Consider the following 25,085-nt stretch of genomic DNA (forward strand, 5'->3'; position numbering starts at 1 on the left):
GAGGAAGGGCCCGGGGAGGATTCCCCGGGCCCTTCCTCGTGGCACCCGCCGGACGGCGCCCAGAAGCCCGCTCAGGGCCCGTGAAGCGGCCCTCGGGGCCGGGGGCGCGCCCCGCCGCGGCCGCCGTATCCCTCAGAACGGCTTGAAGGCGTCGAACTCCTGCTCCGCCTCGTCCCGCTCGGCATCCCGGTCGCGGCGCCGCTGCGCTGCCGGACGGGGCTCGTCGAAGCGGTGGTCCTCACCGCGGCGGCCCAGCATCTCCGCGCCGGTCGCGATGGTCGGCTCCCAGTCGAAGACGACCGCGTCGTCCTCGGGGCCGATGACGACCTCGTCGCCCCCGTGGGCGCCCGCCTTCACCAGCTCCTCCTCGACGCCGAGGCGGGCCAGGCGGTCGGCGAGATAGCCGACCGCCTCGTCGTTGGCGAAGTCGGTCTGGCGGACCCAGCGTTCGGGCTTCTCGCCCAGCACACGGTAGAAGCCCTCCTCGGCGACGACCGTGAAGCCCGCGTCGTCCACGGCCTTCGGCCGGATGACGATCCGGGTCGCCTCCTCCTTGGGCTTGGCCTCCCGGGCGTCCGCGACGATCTTCGCCAGGGCGAAGGACAGCTCCTTGAGGCCGAGATGGGCGACCGCCGAGACCTCGAGGACCTGATAGCCGCGGGCCTCCAGATCGGGCCGGATGATATCGGCGAGGTCCTGACCGTCGGGGATGTCGACCTTGTTGAGCACCACGACCCGCGGCCGGTCGTCCAGACCGCCGTACTGGGCCAGCTCCGCCTCGATGACATCGAGGTCGGTCAGCGGATCGCGCTCGGACTCCAGGGCCGCGGTGTCCAGTACGTGCACCAGCACCGAGCAGCGCTCGACATGGCGCAGGAACTCCAGGCCGAGGCCCTTGCCCTGGCTGGCGCCGGGGATCAGCCCGGGGACGTCCGCGATGGTGTAGACGGTCGAACCGGCCGTGACCACACCGAGGTTGGGCACCAGCGTGGTGAACGGATAGTCGGCGATCTTCGGCTTGGCCGCCGAAAGCACCGAGATCAGCGACGACTTGCCGGCGCTCGGGTAACCGACGAGCGCCACGTCCGCGACGGTCTTGAGCTCGAGGACGACGTCCCCGGAGTGACCGGGCTCGCCCAGCAGCGCGAAGCCAGGGGCCTTACGGCGGGCCGAGGCGAGCGCGGCGTTGCCGAGGCCGCCGCGGCCGCCCTGGGCGGCGATGTAGGTGGTGCCCTGTCCGATCAGATCGGCCAGGACGTTGCCCCGCTCGTCGAGCACGACGGTGCCGTCCGGGACCGGCAGGACCAGGTCGGTGCCGTCCTTGCCGGAGCGGTTGCCGCCCTCGCCGGGCTTGCCGTTGGTGGCCTTGCGGTGGGGGCTGTGGTGGTAGTCGAGCAGGGTGGTGACGGACTGGTCCACGACCAGGATCACATCGCCGCCACGGCCGCCGTTGCCGCCGTCCGGCCCCCCGAGCGGCTTGAACTTCTCGCGGTGCACGGAGGCGCAGCCGTGGCCTCCGTTACCCGCGGCGACATGCAGTTCGACGCGGTCCACGAAGGTGGTCATGACGGGTGCCTCCAGTTACGTACGGGTTAGGTGTGTGGTGATGTGCCTCAGGCTCGTAACACGCCGAGGGCGGACCCGCTTCCCGTCACGGGAAGAGCGGTCCGCCCTCGGAAAAGCTGTGCGTCGACGCCCGGGCTGATTACTCGGCGACCGGGACGATGTTCACGACCTTGCGGCCCCGGCTGGTGCCGAACTGCACCGCACCGGCGGCCAGCGCGAACAGCGTGTCATCGCCGCCGCGGCCGACACCCGTGCCCGGGTGGAAGTGCGTACCACGCTGGCGGACCAGGATCTCACCCGCGTTGACGACCTGGCCGCCGAAGCGCTTGACGCCGAGCCGCTGGGCATTGGAGTCGCGACCGTTCCGAGTGGACGATGCGCCCTTCTTGTGTGCCATGTCTCCTCAGTCCCTTACTTCGCAGCCGGGTCGATGCCGGTGATCTTCAGCGCGGTGTGCAGCTGGCGGTGGCCGATCCGCTTCCGGTAACCGGTCTTGTTCTTGTACTTCAGGATGTCGATCTTGTCACCCTTGTGGTGATCGACGACCTCGGCGTGAACCTTCACACCGGCCAGCACCCACGGGTCGCTGGTGACGGCATCGCCGTCGACAACGAGCAGAGTCGAGAGCTCGACGGTGTCGCCGACCTTGTTGCCGGCCAGACGGTCGACCTCGATGACATCGCCCACGGCCACCTTCTGCTGGCGGCCGCCGGTGCGCACGATTGCGTACACGCGGTTCTCACTCTCTCGCTAGAAAACGGGACCTCTGATGCCAGCCGCCCAACACGGCCCACGAGGGTCGTGACAACCGAGTGATCATGCGATTCACCATCGGCCGAACGGCCTCTTCCGGCGAAGCGGAAGGGATGTGCTCAGGGGTTTGGCGTACAGACGCCGAGGGTCAAGGTTAGCAGAACCCAAGGGGCACACTGCCACGTGACAGTGTGCCCCCGGTCGGCCGGACGGCCGTGTCAGTCGTCGGCCGCCGCCGAGACCGACTGCGGAGTCTGCTGCTCCGCCGCCGCGGTCTTCTTCGACGCCGCCTTCTTGGCGGTCGTCTTCTTGGCCGTGGTCTTCTTGGCGGCCGTCTTCTTCGCCGCCGTCTTCTTCTCGGCGGTCTTCTTGGCCGCCGCCTTCTTGGCCGGAGCCTTCTTGGCGGCCTTACGGGCGGTCCGCTTCTTCGCCGGAGCCTCGGTCTCGGCCTCGCCCTCGGCGGACGCGCTCTCGGGCGCCGCCTCCGACTCGGACCGCGCTTCCGGCTCGGGCTGCGGCTCCGGCTCGGCCGAAGACCCGCTCACGACCACCACGGCCGCCTCCTCGGAACCCGTCGGCGAGCCCGCGGGGGCGGACACCTTACGGGTCGCACGGCGGCGCGTACGCGGCGCGGGAACGCCCTCGATCGGGGCCTCCAGCTCCTCGGCGGAAGCGGAAGCGGGGGCCTCGGCGGCCGCCTCCGGCTCCGGCTCGGCCGCCTCCCTCGGCTCGTCGGCCACCACGACCACCACGCCCTCGGGCTCCTTGGCGGTCTTCGGGGCACCCGCCGGGGCGGACACCTTACGGGTGGCACGGCGGCGGGTACGCCCGCGGGTCGCGGCGGCCTCGGCCTCCGCGGCGCTGCTGTACAGCTCCTCGTCGGCCGCGAAGACCGGCTCGGGCAGCGGCTTCGGCTGGGTGGCCTCCGCCGCGATCTCGGCCGCCGCCTCGGTGACGTCCTCGGGCTCGGCCTCCGCCCCGGCCACGGCGGCCGGCTCCTGCTCGGCCGGCTGCTGACCGGCACCGGCCGCGGACTTCTTCTTCTTGCGCTTGCCGCCACCGCCACCGGCGGCCGACGCCTGGTCCATGTGGACGATCACGCCACGGCCGTTGCAGTGCACACAGGACTCGGAGAAGGACTCCAGCAGCCCCTGGCCGACCCGCTTACGGGTCATCTGGACCAGTCCGAGCGAGGTGACCTCCGCCACCTGGTGCTTCGTACGGTCCCGGCCCAGGCACTCCAGCAGTCGGCGCAGCACCAGATCGCGGTTGGACTCCAGCACCATGTCGATGAAGTCGATCACGATGATGCCGCCGAGGTCGCGCAGCCGCAGCTGGCGCACGATCTCCTCGGCCGCCTCCAGGTTGTTCCTGGTGACCGTCTCCTCGAGGTTGCCGCCCTGACCAGTGAACTTGCCGGTGTTGACGTCGATGACGACCATCGCCTCGGTCCGGTCGATCACCAGCGAACCGCCGCTGGGCAGCCAGACCTTGCGGTCCAGCGCCTTCATCAGCTGCTCGTCGATCCGGTAGGTGGCGAAGACGTCGACGTCCGAGGTCCACTTCTGGAGCCGGTCGGCGAGGTCGGGCGCCACATGCGAGACATAGCCGTGGATGGTCTGCCAGGCGTCGTCACCGCTGACGATCACCTTGGAGAAGTCCTCGTTGAAGATGTCGCGGACGACCCGGACGGTCATGTCGGGCTCGCCGTAGAGCAGCGACGGGGCGCCGCCGTTCTTCGCCTTCTTCTTGATCTCCTCCCACTGCGCCTGGAGCCGGGCGACGTCGCGGGAGAGCTCGTCCTCGCTCGCGCCCTCGGCGGCGGTGCGGACGATCACACCCGCGTCCTCGGGGACGATCTTCTTGAGGATCTGCTTCAGCCGCGCCCGCTCGGTGTCGGGCAGCTTGCGGCTGATACCGGTCATCGAGCCCTCGGGCACATAGACCAGATAGCGGCCCGGGAGGGAGACCTGGCTGGTCAGCCGGGCGCCCTTGTGGCCGATCGGGTCCTTGGTCACCTGCACCAGGACGGACTGGCCGGACTTCAGGGCGGTCTCGATGCGGCGCGGCCCGTTGGCGAGCCCCAGCGCCTCGAAGTTCACCTCGCCCGCGTACAGCACGGCGTTGCGGCCCTTGCCGATGTCGACGAAGGCGGCCTCCATCGACGGCAGCACGTTCTGGACCTTCCCCAGGTAGACGTTACCGACGTAGCTGGTCGCCTGCTCCTTGTTGACGAAGTGCTCGACGAGGACGTTGTCCTCCAGCACACCGATCTGGGTGCGATCGCCGTTCTGCCGGACGACCATGACCCGCTCGACCGCCTCGCGGCGGGCCAGGAACTCGGCCTCGGTGATGATCGGGACCCGGCGGCGGCCCTGCTCACGGCCCTCGCGGCGGCGCTGCTTCTTGGCCTCCAGACGCGTCGACCCCTTGATCGACTGCACCTCGTCGGCGCTGGACTCGGCTTCCTTGCCGCGCCGCTCCCGGGGCTCGCGGACCTTGACGACCGTACGCTCCGGGTCGTCGCCGCCCGTCGTCTCCGCCTCGGCAGCCTCGCCGCTGCGACGGCGGCGGCGACGGCGACGGCGGCTGCTGGTGGAGCCGCCGGACTCACCGGACTCGGCGCCCGACTCGTCGCGGCCCTCGCCCTGCTCCTCGGCGCCCTCGCCCTCGGCGGCCGACTCGTCCTCGTAGCGCTCACCGGTCTCGCCCTCGGAACGCCCCTCGGCGCCCTCAGCGCCCTCGGCGGTCTCGCCCCGGCGGCGGCGACGTCCGCCACGGCGGCGGCGACGGGCCGGACGGTCGCCCGGCTCCTCCTCGCCGTGCTCGCCCTCGGGGTGGCCGGACTCGGCCTCGGTCTCGGACTCGGCGGCCTCGGTCTCCTCGGGCTCCGGGTGCTCCTCGGCGGGCACACCACGGCGGCGGCGCCGACGACGGCCGGCGGACGTCTCGGGCTCGACGGCCTCGGCGGTCGGCTGGCCCTCGTCCTCGTCCTCGTCAGCGTCGTCGGCGCCCTCCAGCGCGGCGGCGGCCTCGGCGGCGGCGCTCTCCGGCGTCTGGAAGACGGGCTCGGTGAAGACGGGCGCCTGGAACACGGCTGTCGGCGGGCGGGCCTCCCGGCGCCGCGAACGGGGCACGGACTCCGGCTCGGAAGCGGCCTCGGCGGCCGGGGCCCCGGCCTCGGGCTCGGCGCCCTGCGGCTCCGGGGCGCCGCTCGGCTCCTCGGCGGCGGGAGCGGTGCCCCGGACGGCACGGCGGCGGGTACGGGTGCGCGGCGCCTCCTCGGCCTGCGCACCGGCGGGCTCCTCGGAGCTCTCGCCCCGCTGCTCCTCGGCGGCGGGCTCCTCGGGGGCCTCGGCCTCCGCGGGCGCTCCGGCGGGAGCGGTCGCCTTACGGGTCGCACGGCGGCGCGAACGGGCGGGGGCAGCGGGCACGGTCTCCGCCTCGGCCTCGGCCTCCGCAGCGGCCGCGGACTCCTCGGCCCGCTCCGGCTCCACGGGGGCGTCCGCCGGAGCGATCGTCTTACGGGTCGTACGACGGCGCGTACGGGTACGCGGGGCCTCGTCGGCCGGGGCATCGGCTGCGACTGCGGCCGAGGCCGTGGTCTCGTCGCCACTGCCACCAGCGGCCGCCGTGGACGACGCGTCCGCGTCGGCGGTCTCCGCCTGCGGCGGGCCGGCGGGGGCGGTCGCCTTACGGGTCGAACGGCGGCGGGTACGGGCGGGGGCAGCGGGCACGGTCTCCGCCTCGGCCTCGGCTTCAGAAGCGGCCGCGGCCTCCTCGGACTCTTCGGGCTCCTCCGGCTCCACGACCTCCGCCTCCGCCGGCGCACCGGCCGGAGCGGTCACCTTACGGGTCGCACGGCGGCGCGAACGGGCGTGCGGAGCGGCCTCGGGGGCGGCTTCCGTCACGGCTTCCGACACGGGCTCCGCGGCGGCTTCGGTCTCCTCGCCGCCACGCCCGGCATCGGCCGACACCACGGTCTCCGCGGCCTCCGGCGAACCCGCCGGGGACGTCGCCTTGCGCGCCACCCGGCGCCGCGTACGGGCGGGTGGAGCGGCGGATTCGGGGTCGGCCCCGGCCGCGGACGCGCTCGCCGTGGCCATGGCGGCACCGGCGGCGACGGGCTCGGAAGCGGCATCGGCGACGGCGATCTGATCGGCCGGTATGGCCGGTGCGGAGGACGTGGTGACCTCGGCCTCGCTCACCGCACCGGGCGGCGGGCCCGCCGGGCGGGACGCCGCACGGCGGCGGCGCGGCGGCAGAGTGTCACTGGGCGTGCTCTCGATGGATTCCCCGGGCGCCGCGGCACGCGACGCGATGGGCCCTGGGGACTGGATGTGTTCGGTCGGCTCAATTGGTTCGAGCATGCGGGCGTTTCTCCCGTCACGCTCCCGGGCGCCGCGCCTGCTTCCGGCCGGCCACTCGCGCACTGTGCGCGTGTGCCGCCGTCCGGGGCGCGGGCGCCGCACGGGAGCTGTCGTCTCGCTCACCGGGACCGGATATGTCGGGACCGGCGAAAGTCTTCTGGTCAGTGCGCCAGCCGGACCCGGGTGGCTCCCAAGTGCGTCGGCGGCGCATCGACGGCGGCCCTACGCGGGACCTCCCGGCGCCATCGCGGCGGTCAGCTCGCCGGCCGCGGATGTCGCGGCCTGAGCTGCCTCGCGATCGGGCGCGAGCGGATCGGTCACCGTGCCGGACTCCTCATCGAGCAGCCCCTGCGCCAGCCTGGTCACCGCTGCGGGGACCGGCGGCGCCAGGTCGGCCGTAGCGCGGAGACCGGACAGGACGTCGTCGGGTCGTACGGCAGGTGTCAGATGCCGCACCACCAGCCGCAGTATCGCACAGCCACCGTCGCCGGGCCTATCGGCCCGGGGCGGAAGCGTCTCCAGCCGGGCCACCGCGGCACGGGCGTCGAAGGTTCGCAACCCGTTTTTCGTCCGGCGCTCGACCTCGACCGTGTCGGCCTCCAGGAAGGCGGCGACGGCACGCTCGGCGTCCGTCCGGGCCACCTGGTCGAGCCGGATCTCCCACTCGGACGCCTCCAGCCGGTCGGCGAGCCCCGGGGTGCGGGCCTCCACGGACTCGATCACATCGAGACCCGCGGGCAACGACTCGTCGAGGACCGCCCGCAGCTTCTCGGGGTCGCGCGCCTCGGTCAGCTGGATCTCCAGGTACTCCGCCTCGCTGCCGGTGCCGGTGGGTGCGGCATTGGCGTAGGACACCTTGGGATGCGGGGTGAAGCCCGCCGAGTAGGCCATCGGCACCTCGGCGCGGCGCAGCGCGCGCTCGAAGGCGCGCTGGAAGTCGCGGTGGCTGGTGAACCGGAGGCGGCCGCGCTTGGTGTAACGCAAACGGATGCGCTGCACCGCGGGAGCGGGCGGCGGGCCTTCGGGCTGTCGCTTGCCCAGGGGACTGTCTCCTTGTATTCCTTGCGGTCGAACACCAGGGCCACCGGGGCCCCGGTCTCTTCCAGCGTACTTTGTGGGCGGCCCGGTGACGGAGGACCGCCGGACGGCTACTGCGCCGCCGGACGGCCGCCTCACCGCCGGAGGACTACTTCACCGGCACCGGAGCGCTACTTCACCGACAGCGGCAGCAGCTTCCGGCCGGTGGGGCCGATCTGGATCTCGGTCTGCATCTGCGGGCAGACGCCGCAGTCGAAGCAGGGGGTCCAGCGGCAGTCGTCGACCTCGGTCTCGTCGAGCGCGTCCTGCCAGTCCTCCCACAGCCAGTCCTTGTCCAGGCCCGAGTCGAGGTGGTCCCAGGGCAGGACCTCCTCGTAGGTGCGCTCGCGGGTGGTGTACCAATCGAGGTCGAGGCCGAAGTCGGGCAGGGTGCGCTCGGCGCACTCCATCCACCGGTCGTAGCTGAAGTGCTCGCGCCAGCCGTCGAAGCGGCCGCCGTCCTCGTAGACGGCGCGGATGACCGCGCCCACACGGCGGTCGCCGCGCGAGAGCAGGCCCTCGACGATGCCGGGCTTGCCGTCGTGGTAGCGGAAGCCGATCGAGCGGCCGTACTTCTTGTCGCCGCGGATCTTCTCGCGCAGCTTCTCCAGCCGGGCGTCGGTCTCCTCGGCGCTCAGCTGCGGGGCCCACTGGAAGGGGGTGTGCGGCTTGGGGACGAAGCCGCCGATCGAGACGGTGCAGCGGATGTCGTTCTTACCGGACACCTCGCGGCCCTTGGCGATGACCTTGGTGGCCATGTCGGCGATCTGAAGCACGTCCTCGTCGGTCTCGGTGGGCAGCCCGCACATGAAGTACAACTTCACCTGCCGCCAGCCGTTTCCGTACGCGGTGGCCACCGTACGGATGAGGTCATCTTCCGAGACCATCTTGTTGATGACCTTACGGATGCGCTCACTGCCGCCCTCGGGGGCGAAGGTGAGGCCCGAGCGACGCCCGTTACGGGTCAGCTCGTTGGCGAGGTCGATGTTGAAGGCGTCCACCCGGGTCGACGGGAGGGACAGGCCGATCTTGTCCTCCTCGTACCGGTCGGCGAGGCCCTTGGCGATATCGCCGATCTCGGTGTGGTCGGCGGAGGAGAGCGACAACAGGCCGACCTCCTCGAATCCGGTGGCCTTGAGCCCCTTCTCGACCATCTCGCCGATCCCGGTGATCGACCGCTCGCGCACCGGGCGGGTGATCATGCCCGCCTGGCAGAAGCGGCAGCCGCGGGTGCAGCCGCGGAAGATCTCCACCGACATCCGCTCATGGACGGTCTCGGCCAGCGGCACCAGCGGCTGCTTCGGGTAGGGCCACTCGTCGAGGTCCATGACGGTGTGCTTGGACACCCGCCACGGCACGCCCGAGCGGTTGGGCACGACGCGCGCGATCCGCCCGTCGGCCAGGTACTCCACGTCGTAGAACTTCGGGACATAGATACTGCCCGTGCGGGCGAGACGGAAGAGCAGCTCGTCCCGGCCACCCGGGCGGCCCTCGGCCTTCCAGGCGCGGATGATCCCGGTCATGTCGAGCACGGCCTGCTCACCGTCGCCGATCACCGCGCAGTCGATGAAGTCGGCGATCGGCTCGGGGTTGAACGCGGCGTGGCCGCCCGCGACCACGACCGGGTGGTCCTCGGTGCGGTCCGCGGCGTCCAGGGGGATACCGGCGAGGTCGAGCGCGGTGAGGAGGTTGGTGTACCCCAGCTCGGTGGAGAAGGAGACGCCGAAGAAGTCGAACGCGGAGACCGGGCGGTGCGAATCGACGGTGAACTGCGGCACCTTGTGCTCGCGCATCAGCTCCTCGAGGTCCGGCCACACGCTGTAGGTGCGCTCGGCGAGCACGCCCTCGCGCTCGTTGAGGACCTCGTAGAGGATCATGACGCCCTGGTTGGGCAGCCCGACCTCGTAGGCGTCCGGGTACATGAGAGCCCAGCGGACATCGCAGCTCTCCCACGGCTTGACAGTGGAATTGAGCTCGCCACCGACGTACTGGATGGGCTTTTGCACATGCGGCAGCAGGGACTCGAGCTGTGGGAAGACCGACTCGACAGACATCGCGGACTTTCGTGAGCTGACAGGGGTGACCCTCAAGCGTACCCGCCCGCGCGAGGCTCCCTCGCCATGGATCACGCCTCCAGGGCCGCCCGGTGCTTCTTGCGCGAGACCTCGGCCCACAGGCCGGGCAGCTCACGCTCGCGGGCGGCGGCCCGCCCCTCCTCCCTGCCGTAGAGCAGGCCGAAGGTGAAGTCGCTCTCCCCCGCGCCATGGGCCTGGGTGGCCAGCGTCCGCAGCGCCTCGCGCGTGACGACGCTGTCCTGGTGGTCGCCGAGCACATCCTGCACGCCCTGCATACGGCGGGCGAAGGTCTTGGCGGGCTTGCCGAGCGCGGGCCGGGCCGTCTCGGCCGCGTAGCGCACGCGCTTGGCTGCCTTACGGGCCTGGTGGACGGCGACGTCGCGGTCCGGCCCCCGGGGCGTCTCCAGGGCGGTGGCCATACGGCCGGCGAGCCGCTCGTAGTCACGCAGCACGGCCTTGACGACCACCGGTGTGGCCGGCTTTCCGGCGGCGGTGCGCAGCGGCGGATCGGCCGCCAGGGCGTCGAGGGTGTCCAGGAGCGTGAGATAGCGCTCGCTGTCCAGCGCGGCCAGGACGGTCGCGCGGGCGCCGTCGCGCTGCCCCTGCGACCACTGACGCAGCCGGTCCCGGACCGGGCCGAGCCGGAGGTCGCCCGGCAGCTCGGCGAGCCGGCCCTCGAGCCGCTCGGTGAGCACCTCGCGGTCGCGCTCCACACCGAGCTCACCGGCCAGCCACTTCAGCTCGTCGCCGACCGGATCGGTCACCGTACGGTCCAGGACCGCGCGGTAGGAGCGGAAGGCGCTGCGCAGCCGCCGGGTGGCGACCCGCATCCGGTGCACCGCGTCCGGCAGGTCCCTGCGCACGGCGGGGTCGAGCCGTACCAGGGCGTCGATCTGACGGCGTGCATAGTCCAGGACGACATCGTCGGCGCCGAGGGGCCGCCGGGGCGCCGGAGCGGCCCGCTCGACCTGACGGGCGGTCTTCGCGGGCTTCCCGGGCCTGGCGGGCCGGCCGGGCCCGTCTCCGCCGGTCTCGACGGCGACCGCGGCCCGCTCCGTCTCGGCCAGGGCCTTGGCCAGCTTGGAGGGGGTGTCGGCGCGGTGCAGCCCGCCGTCGCGCAGCCGCACCTCGACCGCGTCGAGCAGCCGCCGATCGTGACCACGGCCCTCGGCGAGCTCGACCTCGACCTCGGTCCACCGCACGGGCGCGCTCTCCTCGGGCGCCAGCCGCCGGGCCGTCACCCGGTCGACGCACACCTCGGCGAGCACGGTGCCGTCGGCGTCCACCAGATCCTTGCGGTCCCGCTCGGTGTGCAGATGGGCGAGCGGGCGCAGCGGATCGTGGCGGACCCGCGAGCGCAGCAGCGCGGCCATCTCGGCGGGCACCTCGCCGCCGAGCGGCGCGTGCAGCTCCTCCCGGACGTCCGGGCCGACAGGCAGCTTCAGATGCCAGCCCTCGTCATGGCCGCCGGTGCGGTGGCGCAAGGTGATGCCGTCTCCCAGCAGCCGTCGGCCGGGGGTGTCGTAGTAGGTGGCCTCGAGGGTGGCGACACCCCGGCTCACCACGGTCGCGACCGGGCCCGCCCCGGTCAGCTCGGGCAGACCCGGCAGGTCGGGCCGCCCGGACGGACCGGCTTCCTCGGCGGTGGCCTCGTATTTGCGCTCGATCTCCTGCTTCGTGTCCACCATGTGTGTCACGTACCCGAACTCGGGCTTATCAGCCCTTTCTCAGCCCTAAGCGGAGACGGGCCGCTGCACACGGATGGACTGGAGCAGCCCGATCGCGATCCATACGGCGAACATCGAGGATCCGCCGTAGGAGACGAACGGCAGCGGCAGACCGGCCACCGGCATGATGCCCAGCGTCATCCCGATGTTCTCGAACGCCTGGAACGCGAACCAGGCGATGATCCCGGCCGCGACGACGGTCCCGTACAGCTCAGTGGTGTCGCGCGCGATCCGGCAGGCGCGCCACAGCACGACCCCCAGCAGCAGGATGATCAGGCCCGCGCCGAGGAAGCCGAGCTCCTCCCCCGCGACCGTGAAGACGAAGTCGGTCTGCTGCTCGGGCACGAACTGACCGGTGGTCTGGGTGCCGTGGAAGAGCCCCTTACCGGTGAGTCCGCCCGAGCCGATCGCGATCCGCGCCTGGTTGGTGTTGTAGCCGACCCCGGCCGGGTCGAGCGCGGGGTTGGCGAAGGCGGCGAAGCGGTCGATCTGGTACTGGTCGAGGACGTGCAGCTGCCAGATGAGCAGCGCGCCGACCACGGCCGTGAGGATCAGCCCGGCGATCCAGCGGTTGGAGGCGCCGGAGGCGAGCAGCACGGCGAGCACGATCACCGCCATGACCATCACCGAGCCGAGGTCCGGCATCAGCAGCACGATCGCGATGGGCAGCGCGGCCAGGCCGAGCGCCTGGACGACGGTGCGGTGATCCGGGTTGAGCCGGTCGCCCGCGTCCACCCGCGCGGCCAGCAGCATCGCCATCCCCAGAATGATCGTGATCTTGGCGAACTCACCGGGCTGGATGGAGAATCCGCCGCCGATCACGATCCATGCGTGGGCACCGTTGATCGTCGAGCCCAGCGGGGTGAGCACGGCGAGGACGAGGATGACGGACAGCCCGTAGAGGACCGGGACCGCGCCGCGCAGGGTGCGATGGCCCAGCCAGATGGTGCCGATGGCGAGCACCAGCCCGATACCGGTGTTGAGGGCGTGCCGCACCAGGAAGTAGTACGGATCGCCCTGGTTGAGCTCGGTGCGGTTGCGGGTGGCCGAGTAGACGAGCGCCCCGCCGACCGCGGACAGGGCCAGCGCGGTGAGCAGCAGCACCCAGTCCAGGCGGCGCACGACCGAGTCGCGCGCCATGAGCTTGCTCCAGGCGCCGCGCTCGGGAGTGAAGCGGCGGACGGAGTACCCATGCGTGGATGTGCTCACGCCTGCCTCCTGTTCGCCCCGCCGCGGCAGCGGCTCATGTCACCGTCGCCCGCGCGGCGCAGAGGCGCGCCTTTCGTCGTCGTCCGCGACCCGGCGGCCGCGCGTGCGTCGCTCACGAGTCAGCTCCCCGCCGCCGCTCCCGGCCGGCCGCCTCGAACTGCTTGCCCAGCGGCTGGGCCTCGACCGAGCCGTCCGACGAGATCTTCGGCAGTTTGGCCTGCGGCTGGGGCAGCAGCGCCTTCTTCTTGTCGATGCCGCCCTTGGCGTCGACCCCGTACAGCGCGTTGTAGATCTTGCGCACGGCGGGGCCGGAGGCCCCGGAGCCGGTGCCGCCCTGGGAGATCGTCATGACGACCGTGTAGTCCTTGGTGTACGTCGCGAACCACGAGGTGGTCTGCTTGCCGTAGACCTCCGCGGTACCGGTCTTGGCGTGCATCGGGATCTTGTCCTGCGGCCAGCCCTGGAACCGCCAGGCGGCGGTGCCCCGGGTGGCCACGCCCGCGAGCGCGCTGTCGATCCTCTTGTGCAGCGAGGCGCTGATCGGCAGCTTGCCGTGCGACTTCGGCTTGATCTCCGTGATGTCCTTGCCGTCGGGGCTGACGATCGCCTTGCCGACGGTCGGGTCGTGGAGCGTTCCGCCGTTGCTGATGGCCGCGTAGATGGTGGCCATCTGGATCGGGGTGACGAGGGTGTCGCCCTGGCCGATGGAGTAGTTCACGGAGTCACCGGCACGCATCTTCATGCCCTCGAGGCAGTTCTCATAGGCGATCCGCTCGCCATAGCTTCCGTTCTTCTTGCCGCTCTTGCACCAGGCGTCCTTGTTGGCCTTCCAGTAGTCCTTCTTCCACTGGCGGTCCGGGACCCGGCCGGTGACCTCGTTGGGGAGGTCGATGCCGGTCTCCTTGCCGAGGCCGAACTGGTGGGCGGTCCGGTAGAACCAGTCCCCCGGCTTCTTCTTGGGCTTGTTGCCGCCGTCCCGCTTCCACTCGTCGTAGGCGATCCGGTAGAAGACGGTGTCGCAGGAGACCTCCAGCGCGCGGCCGAGGCTGATCCCGCCGTAGTTCTCGGACTCGAAGTTCTTGAAGACCTGGCTGCCGATGTTGAACGAGCTGGTACAGGCGTACGGGCCGTTGAAGTCGTGGCCGGCGTTGACCGCGGCGGTGGTCGGGATCACCTTGAAGATCGAGCCGGGGGCCGCCTGGCCCTGGATCGCCCGGTTGAGCAGCGGGTAGTTGGACTTCTTGCCGGTGAGCTGCTTGTAGTCCTTGCCGGAGATGCCGCCGACCCAGGCGTTGGGGTCGTACGTCGGGTTGGACGCCATGGCCACCACCCGGCCGGTCTTGGCCTCCATGACCACGACCGCGCCGGAGTCCGCCTTGTAGTTGGTGCCGGTGTTGCGGTCGTGCTGCTTGCGGGCGTCCCGCATCGCCTGCTCCAGCTCCTTCTCCGCGACCGCCTGGACGCGTGAGTCGAGGCTGGTGACGACGTTGGCGCCGGGGCGGGCCCGCTGGCTCTCCCGCTGGCCGATGACCCGGCCGAGGTTGTCGACCTCATAGCGGGTCACCCCCGCCTCGCCGCGCAGCTCGCTGTCGTACTCGCGCTCGAGGCCGTTGCTGCCGACCTGGTCGGAGCGGAGGAGCGGCGACTTGGTGTTCTCCGCCTCCTTCACCTGCTCATCGGTGACCGGGGAGAGATAGCCGAGCACCTGGGCGGCGTTGGAACCGGCGGGCGCGGCGTAGCGGCGCACCGCGGTGGGCTCGGCGCTGATGCCGGGGAAGTCCTCTTCGCGCTCACGGATCTGGAGCGCCTGCTTGGCGCTGGCCTCGTCGGTGATCGGGATGGGCTGGTACGGGGAACCGTTCCAGCAGGGCTGGGGGGTCTTGGCGTCGCACAGCCGGACCTTGTCCATGACGTCCTTGGGCTTCATGCCCAGGACCTCGGCGAGACGGGTGAGGACGGCCTCGCCGTCGTCCGGCATCTTCATCAGCTCGGTGCGGCTCGCGGAGACCACGAGACGGGTCTCGTTGTCGGCCAGCGGCACCCCGCGGGCGTCCAGTATGGAGCCGCGCACGGCGGGGTGGACGACCTGCTGGACGTGGTTGTTGGCGGCTTCGGCGGTGTACTCGTCGCCGTTGCGGATCTGGAGGTACCACAGGCGTCCGCCGAGGGTCAGCAGCAGCGAGAAGACCAGGATCTGGAGGCCGACGAGCCGGATGGTGACCCGGGGGGTGCGTCCGGTCTGAGGAATATTACTCATGGCATCCCCTGAGGGCGGCGGCGGGCGACGGGCGGGCGTTGCTCACAGGCGCTTGACCCCCTTGATGCGTGCCGTCCTGCTCTTCCCGGTGCGGGCCAGCAGCCCGCCGCGCTGGCTGCCGATCCGGGCCGCCCGGCCCGGACGCCTGAGCCGGCTCATCCGGCTGGGCCGGCCGGTGCTGACGCCGCCCGCCGTGCTGATCCAGCGGGACGGGCCCTCACCGCCGCCGCCCGCGCTGTCGGCCATCGGATCGTTCTCGCTCCGTCTGGCGAGCCCCATGATCACCGGCACGGCGAAGGGCGCCAGCAGCAGGTCGTAGAGGGCCGCGGTGAACAGCAGCTTGCCCAGGCCCACCTGACGGGCCGCGTCGTCGCCGACGAGGATGCCGACCCCGGCGTACAGCAGCGTGGCGCCGATGGCCGCCGCCACGACCACCAGCATCGGCCCGGTGGCCGACCTGAGCTGGCCGGTCTCCGGCTTGGCGAGCCCCGCCAGATAGCCGATGACGCACAGCACCAGGGCGTAGCGGCCGGCGGCGTGGTCGGCGGGCGGGGCGAAGTCGGCGAGCAGCCCGGCGCCGAAGCCGATGAGCGCGCCGCCGGTGTGGCCGTAGACGAGCGCGAGGCCGAGCACGACGAGCAGCAGCAGGTCCGGGACGGCGCCGGGCAGTTGCAGCCGGGCCAGCACACAGACCTGGACGACGAGGGCGAAGACCACCAGGCAGGTCGACAGGACGATCCGGTTGAGGTGCAGCATCGGTCAGCTCCTGTTGGCGGCCGGGCTGGTGGCGGAGGCGGAGGGGTTGGCCGTGACGGTGACCGTGGGCGCGGGCTTGGGCTTCGCGGGCTTGGGCGGCAGCACGGTGTCACGCGGGTTGTCGCGCGGCGGCTGGATGACGACCCCGACGATGTCCAGCTTGCTGAACTGGACGTAGGGGCGCACCTGGAGCGTGCGGGTGAGGTCCCCGCCCGTGGGATCGACGCGGACCACCTTGCCGACCGGGACACCGGGGACGAACGGCTTGTCCGCCTGGGAGCCGAAGGTGACCATCCGGTCGCCCTTCTTGATCCGGGCCTTTCCGTTGAGCAGCTGCACATGGAGCGAGCGGTCGCCGCGCCCGGTGGCGAAGCCGAGCTCGCCCGACCCCTCCATACGGGTGCCGACGGTGAAGTCCGGGTCGATGGCGAGCAGCACGGTGGCCGTCGAGGAGCCGACGGTGGTGACCCGGCCGACCAGCCCGTCACCGTTGATGACGGTCATGTCGCGGCGGATGCCGTCATTGCTGCCCATGTCTATGGTGACGGTCCAGGAGAAGCCCTGGGCGGCGCCGATGCCGATGACCTGGGCGCCCTTGATGCCGTATTGACCGGCGCCCGCGGTCTTGAGCAGCTTGTCGAGCTCGGCGGAGCGGGCCCGGTCGCGGGCGTTGTTGCCGAGCCGCTGCTTGAGCTTGGTGTTCTCTTCCTCCAGCCGGCGGACCCGGTCATGCCGGTCACCGGATTCCCGTACGGCCGCGACGGCGTTGCCGACCGGGTCCACGGCGGACGCCACGCCGTCCTCCACCGGCCCGAAGACGGAAGCGGCGGCCTGACGGGCGCCATCGAGGGGGGAGTCCTCGCCGCCGCGGATATCCACCGTGATCAGCGCGAACGCGATGGCGACCAGCAGCACCAGGAGCAGCCGGCTCTCTCGTGTGTCCCTCACGTGCGGCGACGTGCCTTCCTCGTCGAAGTCGGACCGGGTGCCGGAGACATGGTGACCGGCCGGTCCTGGGGAGCCTTATGCCTGTATATCAGCGTTCCGCCGCACGGGCGCCCAACCACCCGCACGGCCGGTCCGCCGGGTTTGTCTCATCTGCGGGGCTGGGCGTCCAGCACCTGCTGGAGCGCCTCGAACTCCTCCACACACTTGCCGGACCCGAGCGCGACGGAGTCCAGCGGGTCCTCGGCGATATGGATCGGCATCCCGGTCTCACGGCGCAGCCGCTCGTCCAGGCCGCGCAGCAGCGCACCGCCGCCGGTGAGCACGATGCCGCGGTCCATGACGTCGCCGGAGAGCTCCGGGGGGCACTTGTCGAGGGTGGTCTTGACCGCGTCGACGATCGAGTTGACCGGCTCCTCCATGGCCTTGCGGACCTCCGCGGCGGAGATCACCACGGTCTTGGGAAGGCCACTGACGAGGTCACGGCCGCGGATCTCGGTGTGCTCCTCCTCATCACCCTCGTACGCCGAACCGATGGTGATCTTGATGTTCTCGGCGGTGCGCTCACCGAGCAGCAGGCTGTACTCCTTCTTGATGTGCTGGATGATCGCGTTGTCCAGCTCATCGCCCGCCACCCGGATGGACTGCGCGGTGACAATCCCACCGAGCGAGATGACGGCGACCTCGGTGGTGCCGCCGCCGATGTCCACGACCATATTGCCGGTGGCCTCGTGGACCGGAAGGCCGGAACCGATAGCCGCGGCCATGGGTTCCTCGATGATGTGCACCTGGCGGGCGCCCGCCTGGGTGGACGCCTCGATAACGGCGCGGCGCTCGACACCGGTGATACCGGACGGCACACAGACGACCACCCGGGGCCGGGCGAGATAGCGGCGCTTATGGATCTTCAGGATGAAGTACCGCAGCATCCGCTCGGTGATCTCGAAGTCGGCGATAACGCCGTCCTTGAGCGGACGCACAGCGACGATGTTGCCAGGGGTGCGGCCGATCATCTTCTTCGCCTCGGCGCCCACGGCGAGAATTCCGCCGGTGTTGGTGTTGATGGCGACGACGGATGGCTCGTTGAGGACGATCCCGCGGCCCCTGACGTACACCAGCGTGTTGGCGGTCCCGAGGTCGACAGCCATGTCACGGCCGATGAACGACATGTTGTTCCCCATGAGGATACGTCAGGCCTTCCCTGCTGGAGCGATTGCTTGCTAGAGGTCGGCAGGATGGGTGTGCGCTGCGAGGCGCGGAGGCTTCATCGTAGTCACGCCCGCTCGAACACGCTGCGGGGGTCCTCCGCCATTGTCAGCAGAACACGACCCCGCCTCCTCTAATGGTGACGTCGTGTCGCGGAGATGCGTTCCCCCGATCGGTTCGCATATGCCGGGGGGCAGCCGAGCAATTCGACCGCCCCCAGGTCAGCAGGGGTGTGGCAAACCGATGATCAAACTGATGGCCGATCAGTTCCGATCGGATCGGGTTCAGGCGAGCCCGGGAAAGAAAATCTTGATTTCCCGTTCGGCGGACTCCGCCGAGTCCGACGCATGGATCAGATTTTCCCGAACGATGGTGCCGAAATCGCCACGGATGGAGCCCGGCGCCGCGGCGATCGGGTCGGTCGGCCCGGCCAGCGCCCGGACCCCCTCGATCACCCGCTCACCCTCCACCACCAGCGCCACGGCCGGCCCGGAGGCCATGAACTCCACCAGGGGCTCGTAGAACGGCTTGCCGACATGCTCCGCGTAGTGCTGCTCCAGCACCTCGCGCTCCAGCTGACGCAGCTCGAGGGCGCTGATCGTCCAGCCCGCCTTCTTCTCGATCCGCCCCAGAATCTCGCCCACCAGACCTCGTCGGACGGCGTCGGGCTTCAGAAGGACGAGCGTGCGCTGGCTCACGTGCGGGCTCCTTTTGGGAAAACGTCATGCGGGTGGGGCTGTGGGGCAGAGGCTACATGGGTGAACGACGCCCACATCACGCAGTGTCAGGTGACGCACCCGAGGACGCGGCGAACCGCGCCTTCGCCTCGTCGACCTTGCGGCCGAAGTGCACCGAGGCCCACCACAGCCCGGCGAACACCGCCCCGAGGAAGAACATCGTGGTCACCACGAAACCGCTCAGCACCAGGCCGATCTGGAGGGCCCAGCCGATCTGCACCGCACCCGGACGGCTCAGCAGCCCGCACAGCAGCAGGCACAGCGCCATGGCGATCCCGCTGACCGTCCAGACGGTGCCCATCGACAGCCCGGAGGTCTTCATCGCGACCAGCCCGGCGAAGCCGATCACAAAGAACTCGCCGATGAGGGTGGAAGCGCACAGCGTCCGCATATCAGCCCTTTCCCAGAAGCAGCCGGGCCTCGCCGACCGTGACCACCGACCCGGTCACCAGAACACCCGCCCCGGCGTATTCGCCCTCTTCCTCCGCCAGGGTGATGGCCTCCTCCAGGGCGTCGTCCAGCCGCGGCTCGACCTGCACCCGGTCGGCGCCGAAGACCTCGACGGCGATCGCGGCCAGCTCGTCCGGGTCCATGGAGCGATGGCTGGAATTGCGGGTCACCACCACCTCGGCGAAGATCGGCTCGAAGGCTTCCAGCAGACCGCGCACATCCTTGTCGTCGCTCGTCCCGACCACGCCGACCAGTCGGCTGAAGTCGAAGGACTCGGTGACCGCCTCGGCCGCGGCGCGGGCGCCCGCGGGGTTGTGCGCGGCGTCCAGCACCACGGTGGGGCTGCGGCGCACGACCTCCATCCGGCCGGGCGAGGTCACGGAGGCGAAGGCGGAGCGGACGGTGTCGATGTCGAGCGTGCGGGCGTGCTGGGAGCCGACGCCGAAGAACGCCTCGACGGCCGCGAGCGCCATCGCCGCGTTGTGCGCCTGGTGGGCGCCGTGCAGCGGGAGGAAGACATCGGGGTACTCCCCGCCGAGGCCACGCAGCGTCAGCAGCTGACCGCCGACCGCCACCTCCCGGGACAGCACCCCGAACTCCATGCCCTCACGGGCGACCGTGGCGTCCACCTCGACCGCGCGCTTGAGCACCACGGAGGCGGCCTCCACCGGCTGCTGCGCGAGCACCACGGTGGCGTCCTGCTTCACTATCCCGGCCTTCTCCGTGGCGATCTGCTCCGGAGTGGTGCCCAGCCGGTCGGTGTGGTCCAGCGAGATCGGCATGATCACCGCGACGCCCGCGTCGATCACATTGGTGGCGTCCCAGGAGCCGCCCATGCCGACCTCGACCACCGCGATGTCCACGGGCGCGTCCGCGAAGGCCGCGTACGCCATGCCGGTGAGCACCTCGAAGAAGGACAGCCGGTGCTCCTGCTGGGCGTCGACCATCTCGATGTACGGCCGGATGTCCTGGTACGTCTCGATGAACCGCTCGGGCGAGATCGGCGCGCCGTCCAGGCTGATCCGCTCGGTGATCGACTGGACATGGGGGCTGGTGTAGCGGCCGGTGCGCAGCTCGAAGGCGCCCAGCAGCGACTCGATCATGCGGGCGGCGCTGGTCTTGCCGTTCGTACCGGTGATGTGGATCGAGGGGTAGGCCCGCTGCGGCGAGCCGAGGATGTCCATCAGGGACTCGATCCGCACCAGCGACGGCTCCAGCTTGGTCTCCGGCCACCGCTTGGCCAGCTCGCCCTCCACCTCCCGCAGGGCGCGGTCCACCTCGGGGTCGGCCGGGCGGGTGGGGATGCCGTCCCCCTGCGGCGGCCCGGACTGCGCACGCAGCGTCCGGCTGCCGGCCTCGATCACCGCCAGATCGGGGTCACGGTCGGTCTCGGCTCCGACGATCTCATCGAACTCGTCGGACTCGTTCTTGGGGCGCTCCTCGCTCACGCCGACAAGTCTACGAGGCAGGGGTGACAAGCCCCGCCGGCGCCATCCGCCGGTCACGGCCCGGTATCGGCCGGTGCGCCGGTCACGACCCGGTGTCGGCCAGCGCGGCCTTCATCATCGACTTGGCGATCGGGCCCGCCAGGCCGCCGCCGGAGATATCGGCGCGGGCCGCGTCGCTGTCCTCGACCACCACCGCCACCGCGACCTTGTGGCCGCCGCCGGCGTCCGCGTAACTGATGAACCACGCGTACGGATTGGCGCTGTTGTTCTCACCGTGCTGGGCGGTGCCGGTCTTGCCGCCCACCGTCACCCCGGGGATCTTCGCGTTTGTCCCGGTGCCCTGGTCCACGACCGTACGCATCGCGGACTGGAGCTCGGACGCGGTGTGCCGGGACATCGCCTGGCTATAGGTCTTGGCCCGGGTACGGTCCAGTGCGGACGCGCTGCCGTCCGTGGTGCGGTCGACCTCGTACGGGGTCATCAGCTTGCCGTCGTTCGCGATGGCCGAGGAGACCATCGCCATCTGAAGCGGGGTCGCCGTCACATCGAACTGGCCCATACCGCTCAGGGCCGTCTGCGAGTCGTCCATCCCGCTGGGGTAGACGCTCTTCGCGGCGCGCACCGGGATGTCCAGCTTGGAGTCGTCGAAGCCCAGCTTCTCGGCCTGCGCCGGCACCTTGGTCTGGCCCAGGTCCACGGCCATCTTCGCGAAGACCGTGTTGCACGAGTACTGGAGGGCGGTGCGTATCGTCGCGTTCTCACAGGGCGCCGACCTGTTCTCGTTGTGCATATCGGTGACCGTGCCCGGCAGCCGGTAGGGATCCGGGCTCTTGGTGGGCTCGTCCACCGATGAGTACAGCCCGTTCTCCAGCGCCGCGGCGGCCACCAGCACCTTGAAGGTCGAGCCCGGCGGGTACGTCTGGCGCAGCGCGCGGTTCAGCATCGGCTGCTTCTCGTCCTTCTGAAGCGCGACCCACGCCTTCTGGTCCGCCTTGGAGGTGCCCGCGAAGGTGCCGGGGTCGTACGAGGGGGTGCTGGCCAGGCCCAGGACGGCGCCGGTCGTGGGGTCGATCGCCACGGCCGCGCCGGTCTTGTTGCCCAGGCCCTCGTAGGCGGCCTTCTGGACGGCCGGATTGATCGTGGTGATCACATCGCCCGGCTTGGACCGCTCCCGCGTGACCGCCTCGAGCGGGTTCTTCAGCCGGCTGTCGGAGCCGGCGAGGACCTGCCGCTCCAGGGCCTCCAGCTGAGTGCTGCCGTAGGACTGGGAGGCATAGCCGGTGACCGGCGCCCAGAGCTCGCCGTCGGTGTAGGTGCGCTTGTACTTCAGGTTGCCGTGGGTGGTGGCCGAGCCGGTGACCGGCTTGCCGCCGGCCATGATGTCGCCCAGGGGTCCGGCGTACTCGGAGATGGCCACACGGGCGTTGTGCGTGTTGTCCCGGAGGCTGTCGCCTCTGGCCAACTGCACATAGGTGACCCAGATGAGCAGGGCCAGCACGAGCAGCAGCGAGAACACGGACGCCTTGCGCAGCGGCTTGTTCATGGAGGGGTGAGCTCCTTCCGGGACGTACGGCCGGATAACTCCCGGAAGGCAGTGTTTGGTTCCCGGTGGGGCTTTCCTGTGAGGTGGCCATGAGGCGCCTGTGGGGGGATCTCAGAGCATCTGCGATATAAGACATCTATGGCACATCACACACATCACAGCGCCCCCGCCGGAGCCCGGCGGGGGCGCTGTGATGTGTGTGATCGGTGCCGACCGGCCTTCGGTCAGCCCTTGGGGAGGGCCGCCAACTGGGCGGTGATCCGGGCGATATCGGCATCGGCAGTCGCCTGCCGGGTGCGGATCTTCTCCACGACATGGTCGGGGGCCTTGGCCAGGAAGCCCTCGTTGGACAGCTTCGCGGTCGTCTGCGCCTTGTCCTTCTCGGCCGCGGCGAGGTCCTTGGCCAGCCGCTTGCGCTCGGCCTCGACATCGATCGCACCGGACAGGTCCAGCGCCACGGTCGCGCCCGCGACCGGCAGCGAGGCGGTGGCCGTGAAGTCCTCACCGGCCGGCTGGAGCCGCAGCAGGGAGCGCATCGCGTCCTCGTGGGCGGCGAGCGAGGTGCCGGAGAGCTCCAGCCGGGCCGGGACCCGCTGACCGGGCTGGAGGCCCTGGTCGGCACGGAACCGGCGGACCTCGGTGACCACCTGCTGGAGGTTCTCGATCTCCCGCTCGGCCGCCTCGTCCCGGAAGCCGCTGTCGCCCGGCCAGTCCGCGATCACGACGGACTCCTGGCCGGTCAGCGACGTCCACAGCTTCTCGGTGACGAACGGGACCACCGGGTGCAGCAGCCGCAGCGTGACGTCCAGGACCTCGCCGAGGACGCGCCGGGCGGCGTCGGCCTCCGCGCCGCCCTTGGCGAAGGTGGTCTTGGACAGCTCGACGTACCAGTCGAAGACCTCGTCCCACGCGAAGTGGTAGAGGACGTCGGAGAGCTTGGCGAACTGGTAGTCCTCGTAGTACGCGTCGACCTCGGCGACCACCGCGTTCAGCCGGGACAGGATCCAGCGGTCGGTGGCGGACAGCCGCTCGGGAGCGGGCAGTTCGCCCTCGACCGTCGCGCCGTTCATCAGCGCGAAGCGGGTCGCGTTCCAGATCTTGTTGGCGAAGTTGCGGGACGCCTGGACCCAGTCCTCGCCGATCGGGACGTCCACCCCGGGGTTGGCGCCCCGGGCCAGGGTGAAGCGGACCGCGTCCGATCCATAGGCGTCCATCCAGTCCAGCGGGTTGACCGCGTTCCCAAAGGATTTGGACATCTTCTTGCCGAACTGGTCACGGACCATGCCGTGCAGCGCGATGGTGTGGAACGGCGGGGTGCCGTCCATCGCGTACAGGCCGAACATCATCATCCGGGCGACCCAGAAGAAGAGGATGTCGTATCCGGTGACCAGGACCGAGTTCGGATAGAACTTCTCCAGGCTCTCGGTCGGCTCGGGCCAGCCGAGCGTGGAGAACGGCCACAGGCCGGATGAGAACCAGGTGTCCAGGACGTCGCTGTCCTGGTGCCAGCCCTCGCCGCCCGGCGGCTCCTCGTCCGGTCCGACGCAGACGACCTCGCCGTTCGGCCCGTACCAGACCGGGATCCGGTGACCCCACCACAGCTGGCGCGAGATGCACCAGTCGTGGAGGTTGTCGACCCAGTCGAAGTAGCGCTTGGCCATGTCCTCCGGGTGGATCTTCACCCGGCCGTCGCGGACCGCGTCGCCCGCGGCCTTGGCCAGCGGGCCGACCTTGACCCACCACTGCATGGACAGCCGCGGCTCGATGGTCGTCTTGCAGCGCGAGCAGTGGCCCACGGAGTGGGTGTACGGGCGCTTCTCGGCGACGATCCGGCCCTCGGCGCGCAGGGCGCCGACCACGGCGCTGCGCGCCTCCAGCCGGTCCAGGCCCAGGAAGGGGCCGTGGGCGGTGATGACCGCGTGCTCGTCCATGACGGTCAGGTTCGGCAGGCCGTGCCGCTGCCCGATCTCGAAGTCGTTCGGGTCGTGGGCCGGGGTGACCTTGACCGCGCCGGTGCCGAACTCGGGGTCGACGTGCTCGTCGGCGACGATCGGGATCCGGCGGCCGGTGAGCGGCAGCTCGATCTCGGTGCCGACCAGATGGCGGTAGCGCTCGTCGTCGGGGTGGACCGCGACCGCGGTGTCCCCCAGCATCGTCTCGGCACGGGTCGTCGCGACGACGATCGAGTTGTCCCCCTCGCCGTACCGGATCGAGACGAGTTCGCCGTCATCGTCGTCGTACTCCACCTCGATGTCCGAGATGGCCGTGAGGCAGCGCGGGCACCAGTTGATGATGCGCTCGGCGCGGTAGATCAGCTCGTCCTCGTAGAGCCGCTTGAAGATCGTCTGGACGGCCTTGGAGAGCCCCTCGTCCATGGTGAAGCGCTCGCGGTTCCAGGCGACACCGTCGCCCAGGCGCCGCATCTGGCCGGAGATCTGCCCGCCGGACTCGCGCTTCCACTGCCAGACGCGCTCGACGAACGTCTCCCGGCCCAGGTCGTGCCGGGAGACGCCCTCCTTGGCCAGCTCGCGCTCGACCACGTTCTGCGTGGCGATGCCGGCGTGGTCCATACCGGGCTGCCAGAGCGTCTCAAAGCCCTGCATTCGCTTGCGCCGGGTGAGCGCATCGATGATCGTGTGCTCGAAGGCATGGCCGAGGTGGAGCGAGCCGGTCACATTGGGGGGCGGGATGACGATGGTGTAGGGCTCTTTGTCGCTCTTCGCGTCCGCCTCGAAGTAACCGCGCTCTACCCAGCGCTCGTACAGCGGCCCCTCTACATCGGCCGGCGCGTACTGGGTCGGCAGTTCGGGGTGGCTGTTCGGCCCGTTCGTGGGGCGCTGCGAAGAGTTCTCGGTCACGCCCGCAGTGTAAAGGGCCGCGGCCTTCCGTTACGAACCCGTTGTGGCCCCCGGGGCCGAGGCCCCCAGGGGCGTCGGGAAGGATGTTTGGTACCTGTCATGCGCATA

General features: G+C 70.7%; 17 protein-coding genes. All 17 read right to left on the minus strand.

Translation table 11 applies throughout. The features are described from left to right. Positions 1 to 132: 132 nt before the first annotated feature. Positions 133 to 1,566 carry a GTPase ObgE gene (gene obgE / locus NQU54_RS00650; protein ID WP_257629249.1) on the minus strand — a complete coding sequence of 478 codons (1,434 nt, stop codon included), beginning with the start codon at positions 1,564 to 1,566 and terminating at the stop codon, positions 133 to 135. A 139-nt stretch (positions 1,567 to 1,705) separates the two neighbouring features. Then, positions 1,706 to 1,963, minus strand: a complete 258-nt coding sequence (rpmA, locus tag NQU54_RS00655; protein WP_020871349.1) for a 50S ribosomal protein L27 — start codon at positions 1,961 to 1,963, stop codon at positions 1,706 to 1,708. 14 nt (positions 1,964 to 1,977) lie between these two features. Further along, a complete protein-coding gene (gene rplU / locus NQU54_RS00660) occupies positions 1,978 to 2,298 on the minus strand; it encodes a 50S ribosomal protein L21 (RefSeq protein ID WP_069865868.1) in 321 nt (106 codons plus the stop codon). Positions 2,299 to 2,537: 239 nt separating this feature from the next. Next, positions 2,538 to 6,689 (minus strand): Rne/Rng family ribonuclease, encoded by a 4,152-nt coding sequence (locus NQU54_RS00665; protein ID WP_257629250.1) that lies wholly within the window; start codon positions 6,687 to 6,689, stop codon positions 2,538 to 2,540. A 222-nt stretch (positions 6,690 to 6,911) separates the two neighbouring features. After that, positions 6,912 to 7,688 carry a TIGR03936 family radical SAM-associated protein gene (locus tag NQU54_RS00670; protein ID WP_069865866.1) on the minus strand — a complete coding sequence of 259 codons (777 nt, stop codon included), beginning with the start codon at positions 7,686 to 7,688 and terminating at the stop codon, positions 6,912 to 6,914. Between the two features lie 209 nt (positions 7,689 to 7,897). After that, entirely contained in the window at positions 7,898 to 9,820 is a 1,923-nt protein-coding gene (locus tag NQU54_RS00675) for a TIGR03960 family B12-binding radical SAM protein (RefSeq protein ID WP_069865864.1), read from the minus strand. Between the two features lie 71 nt (positions 9,821 to 9,891). After that, a complete protein-coding gene (locus tag NQU54_RS00680) occupies positions 9,892 to 11,529 on the minus strand; it encodes a CYTH and CHAD domain-containing protein (protein WP_257629251.1) in 1,638 nt (545 codons plus the stop codon). 45 nt (positions 11,530 to 11,574) lie between these two features. Further along, the gene (gene rodA / locus NQU54_RS00685) at positions 11,575 to 12,708 is read right to left on the minus strand and encodes a rod shape-determining protein RodA (protein WP_257629341.1); all 1,134 of its coding nucleotides are present in this window, start codon (positions 12,706 to 12,708) and stop codon (positions 11,575 to 11,577) included. 181 nt (positions 12,709 to 12,889) lie between these two features. Beyond that, positions 12,890 to 15,034 (minus strand): penicillin-binding protein 2, encoded by a 2,145-nt coding sequence (mrdA, locus tag NQU54_RS00690; RefSeq protein ID WP_257629252.1) that lies wholly within the window; start codon positions 15,032 to 15,034, stop codon positions 12,890 to 12,892. A gap of 42 nt (positions 15,035 to 15,076) precedes the next feature. Next, on the minus strand, positions 15,077 to 15,790 hold the full coding sequence (mreD, locus tag NQU54_RS00695; RefSeq protein WP_372505734.1) for a rod shape-determining protein MreD: 714 nt from the start codon (positions 15,788 to 15,790) through the stop codon (positions 15,077 to 15,079). A gap of 3 nt (positions 15,791 to 15,793) precedes the next feature. After that, a complete protein-coding gene (gene mreC, locus NQU54_RS00700) occupies positions 15,794 to 16,738 on the minus strand; it encodes a rod shape-determining protein MreC (protein WP_069865854.1) in 945 nt (314 codons plus the stop codon). Positions 16,739 to 16,884: 146 nt separating this feature from the next. After that, positions 16,885 to 17,904: a rod shape-determining protein gene (locus tag NQU54_RS00705; protein ID WP_037946248.1), complete on the minus strand. Its 1,020-nt coding sequence runs from the start codon at positions 17,902 to 17,904 to the stop codon at positions 16,885 to 16,887. Positions 17,905 to 18,225: 321 nt separating this feature from the next. Further along, on the minus strand, positions 18,226 to 18,639 hold the full coding sequence (ndk, locus tag NQU54_RS00710) for a nucleoside-diphosphate kinase (RefSeq protein ID WP_020871339.1): 414 nt from the start codon (positions 18,637 to 18,639) through the stop codon (positions 18,226 to 18,228). Between the two features lie 76 nt (positions 18,640 to 18,715). Continuing rightward, complete coding sequence (locus NQU54_RS00715; protein ID WP_069865852.1) at positions 18,716 to 19,069, minus strand: DUF4233 domain-containing protein; 354 nt, start codon at positions 19,067 to 19,069, stop codon at positions 18,716 to 18,718. 1 nt (position 19,070) lies between these two features. Next, positions 19,071 to 20,576, minus strand: coding sequence for a bifunctional tetrahydrofolate synthase/dihydrofolate synthase (folC, locus tag NQU54_RS00720; RefSeq protein WP_257629253.1), 1,506 nt, complete (start codon positions 20,574 to 20,576; stop codon positions 19,071 to 19,073). Between the two features lie 82 nt (positions 20,577 to 20,658). Then, entirely contained in the window at positions 20,659 to 22,119 is a 1,461-nt protein-coding gene (locus NQU54_RS00725; protein ID WP_257629254.1) for a peptidoglycan D,D-transpeptidase FtsI family protein, read from the minus strand. Between the two features lie 224 nt (positions 22,120 to 22,343). Next, the gene (locus tag NQU54_RS00730; RefSeq protein ID WP_257629255.1) at positions 22,344 to 24,977 is read right to left on the minus strand and encodes a valine--tRNA ligase; all 2,634 of its coding nucleotides are present in this window, start codon (positions 24,975 to 24,977) and stop codon (positions 22,344 to 22,346) included. Positions 24,978 to 25,085: the final 108 nt, after the last annotated feature.

The sequence above is a fragment of the Streptomyces malaysiensis subsp. samsunensis genome (genome assembly GCF_024519315.1).
Taxonomy (GTDB): Bacteria; Actinomycetota; Actinomycetes; order Streptomycetales; family Streptomycetaceae; genus Streptomyces; species Streptomyces malaysiensis.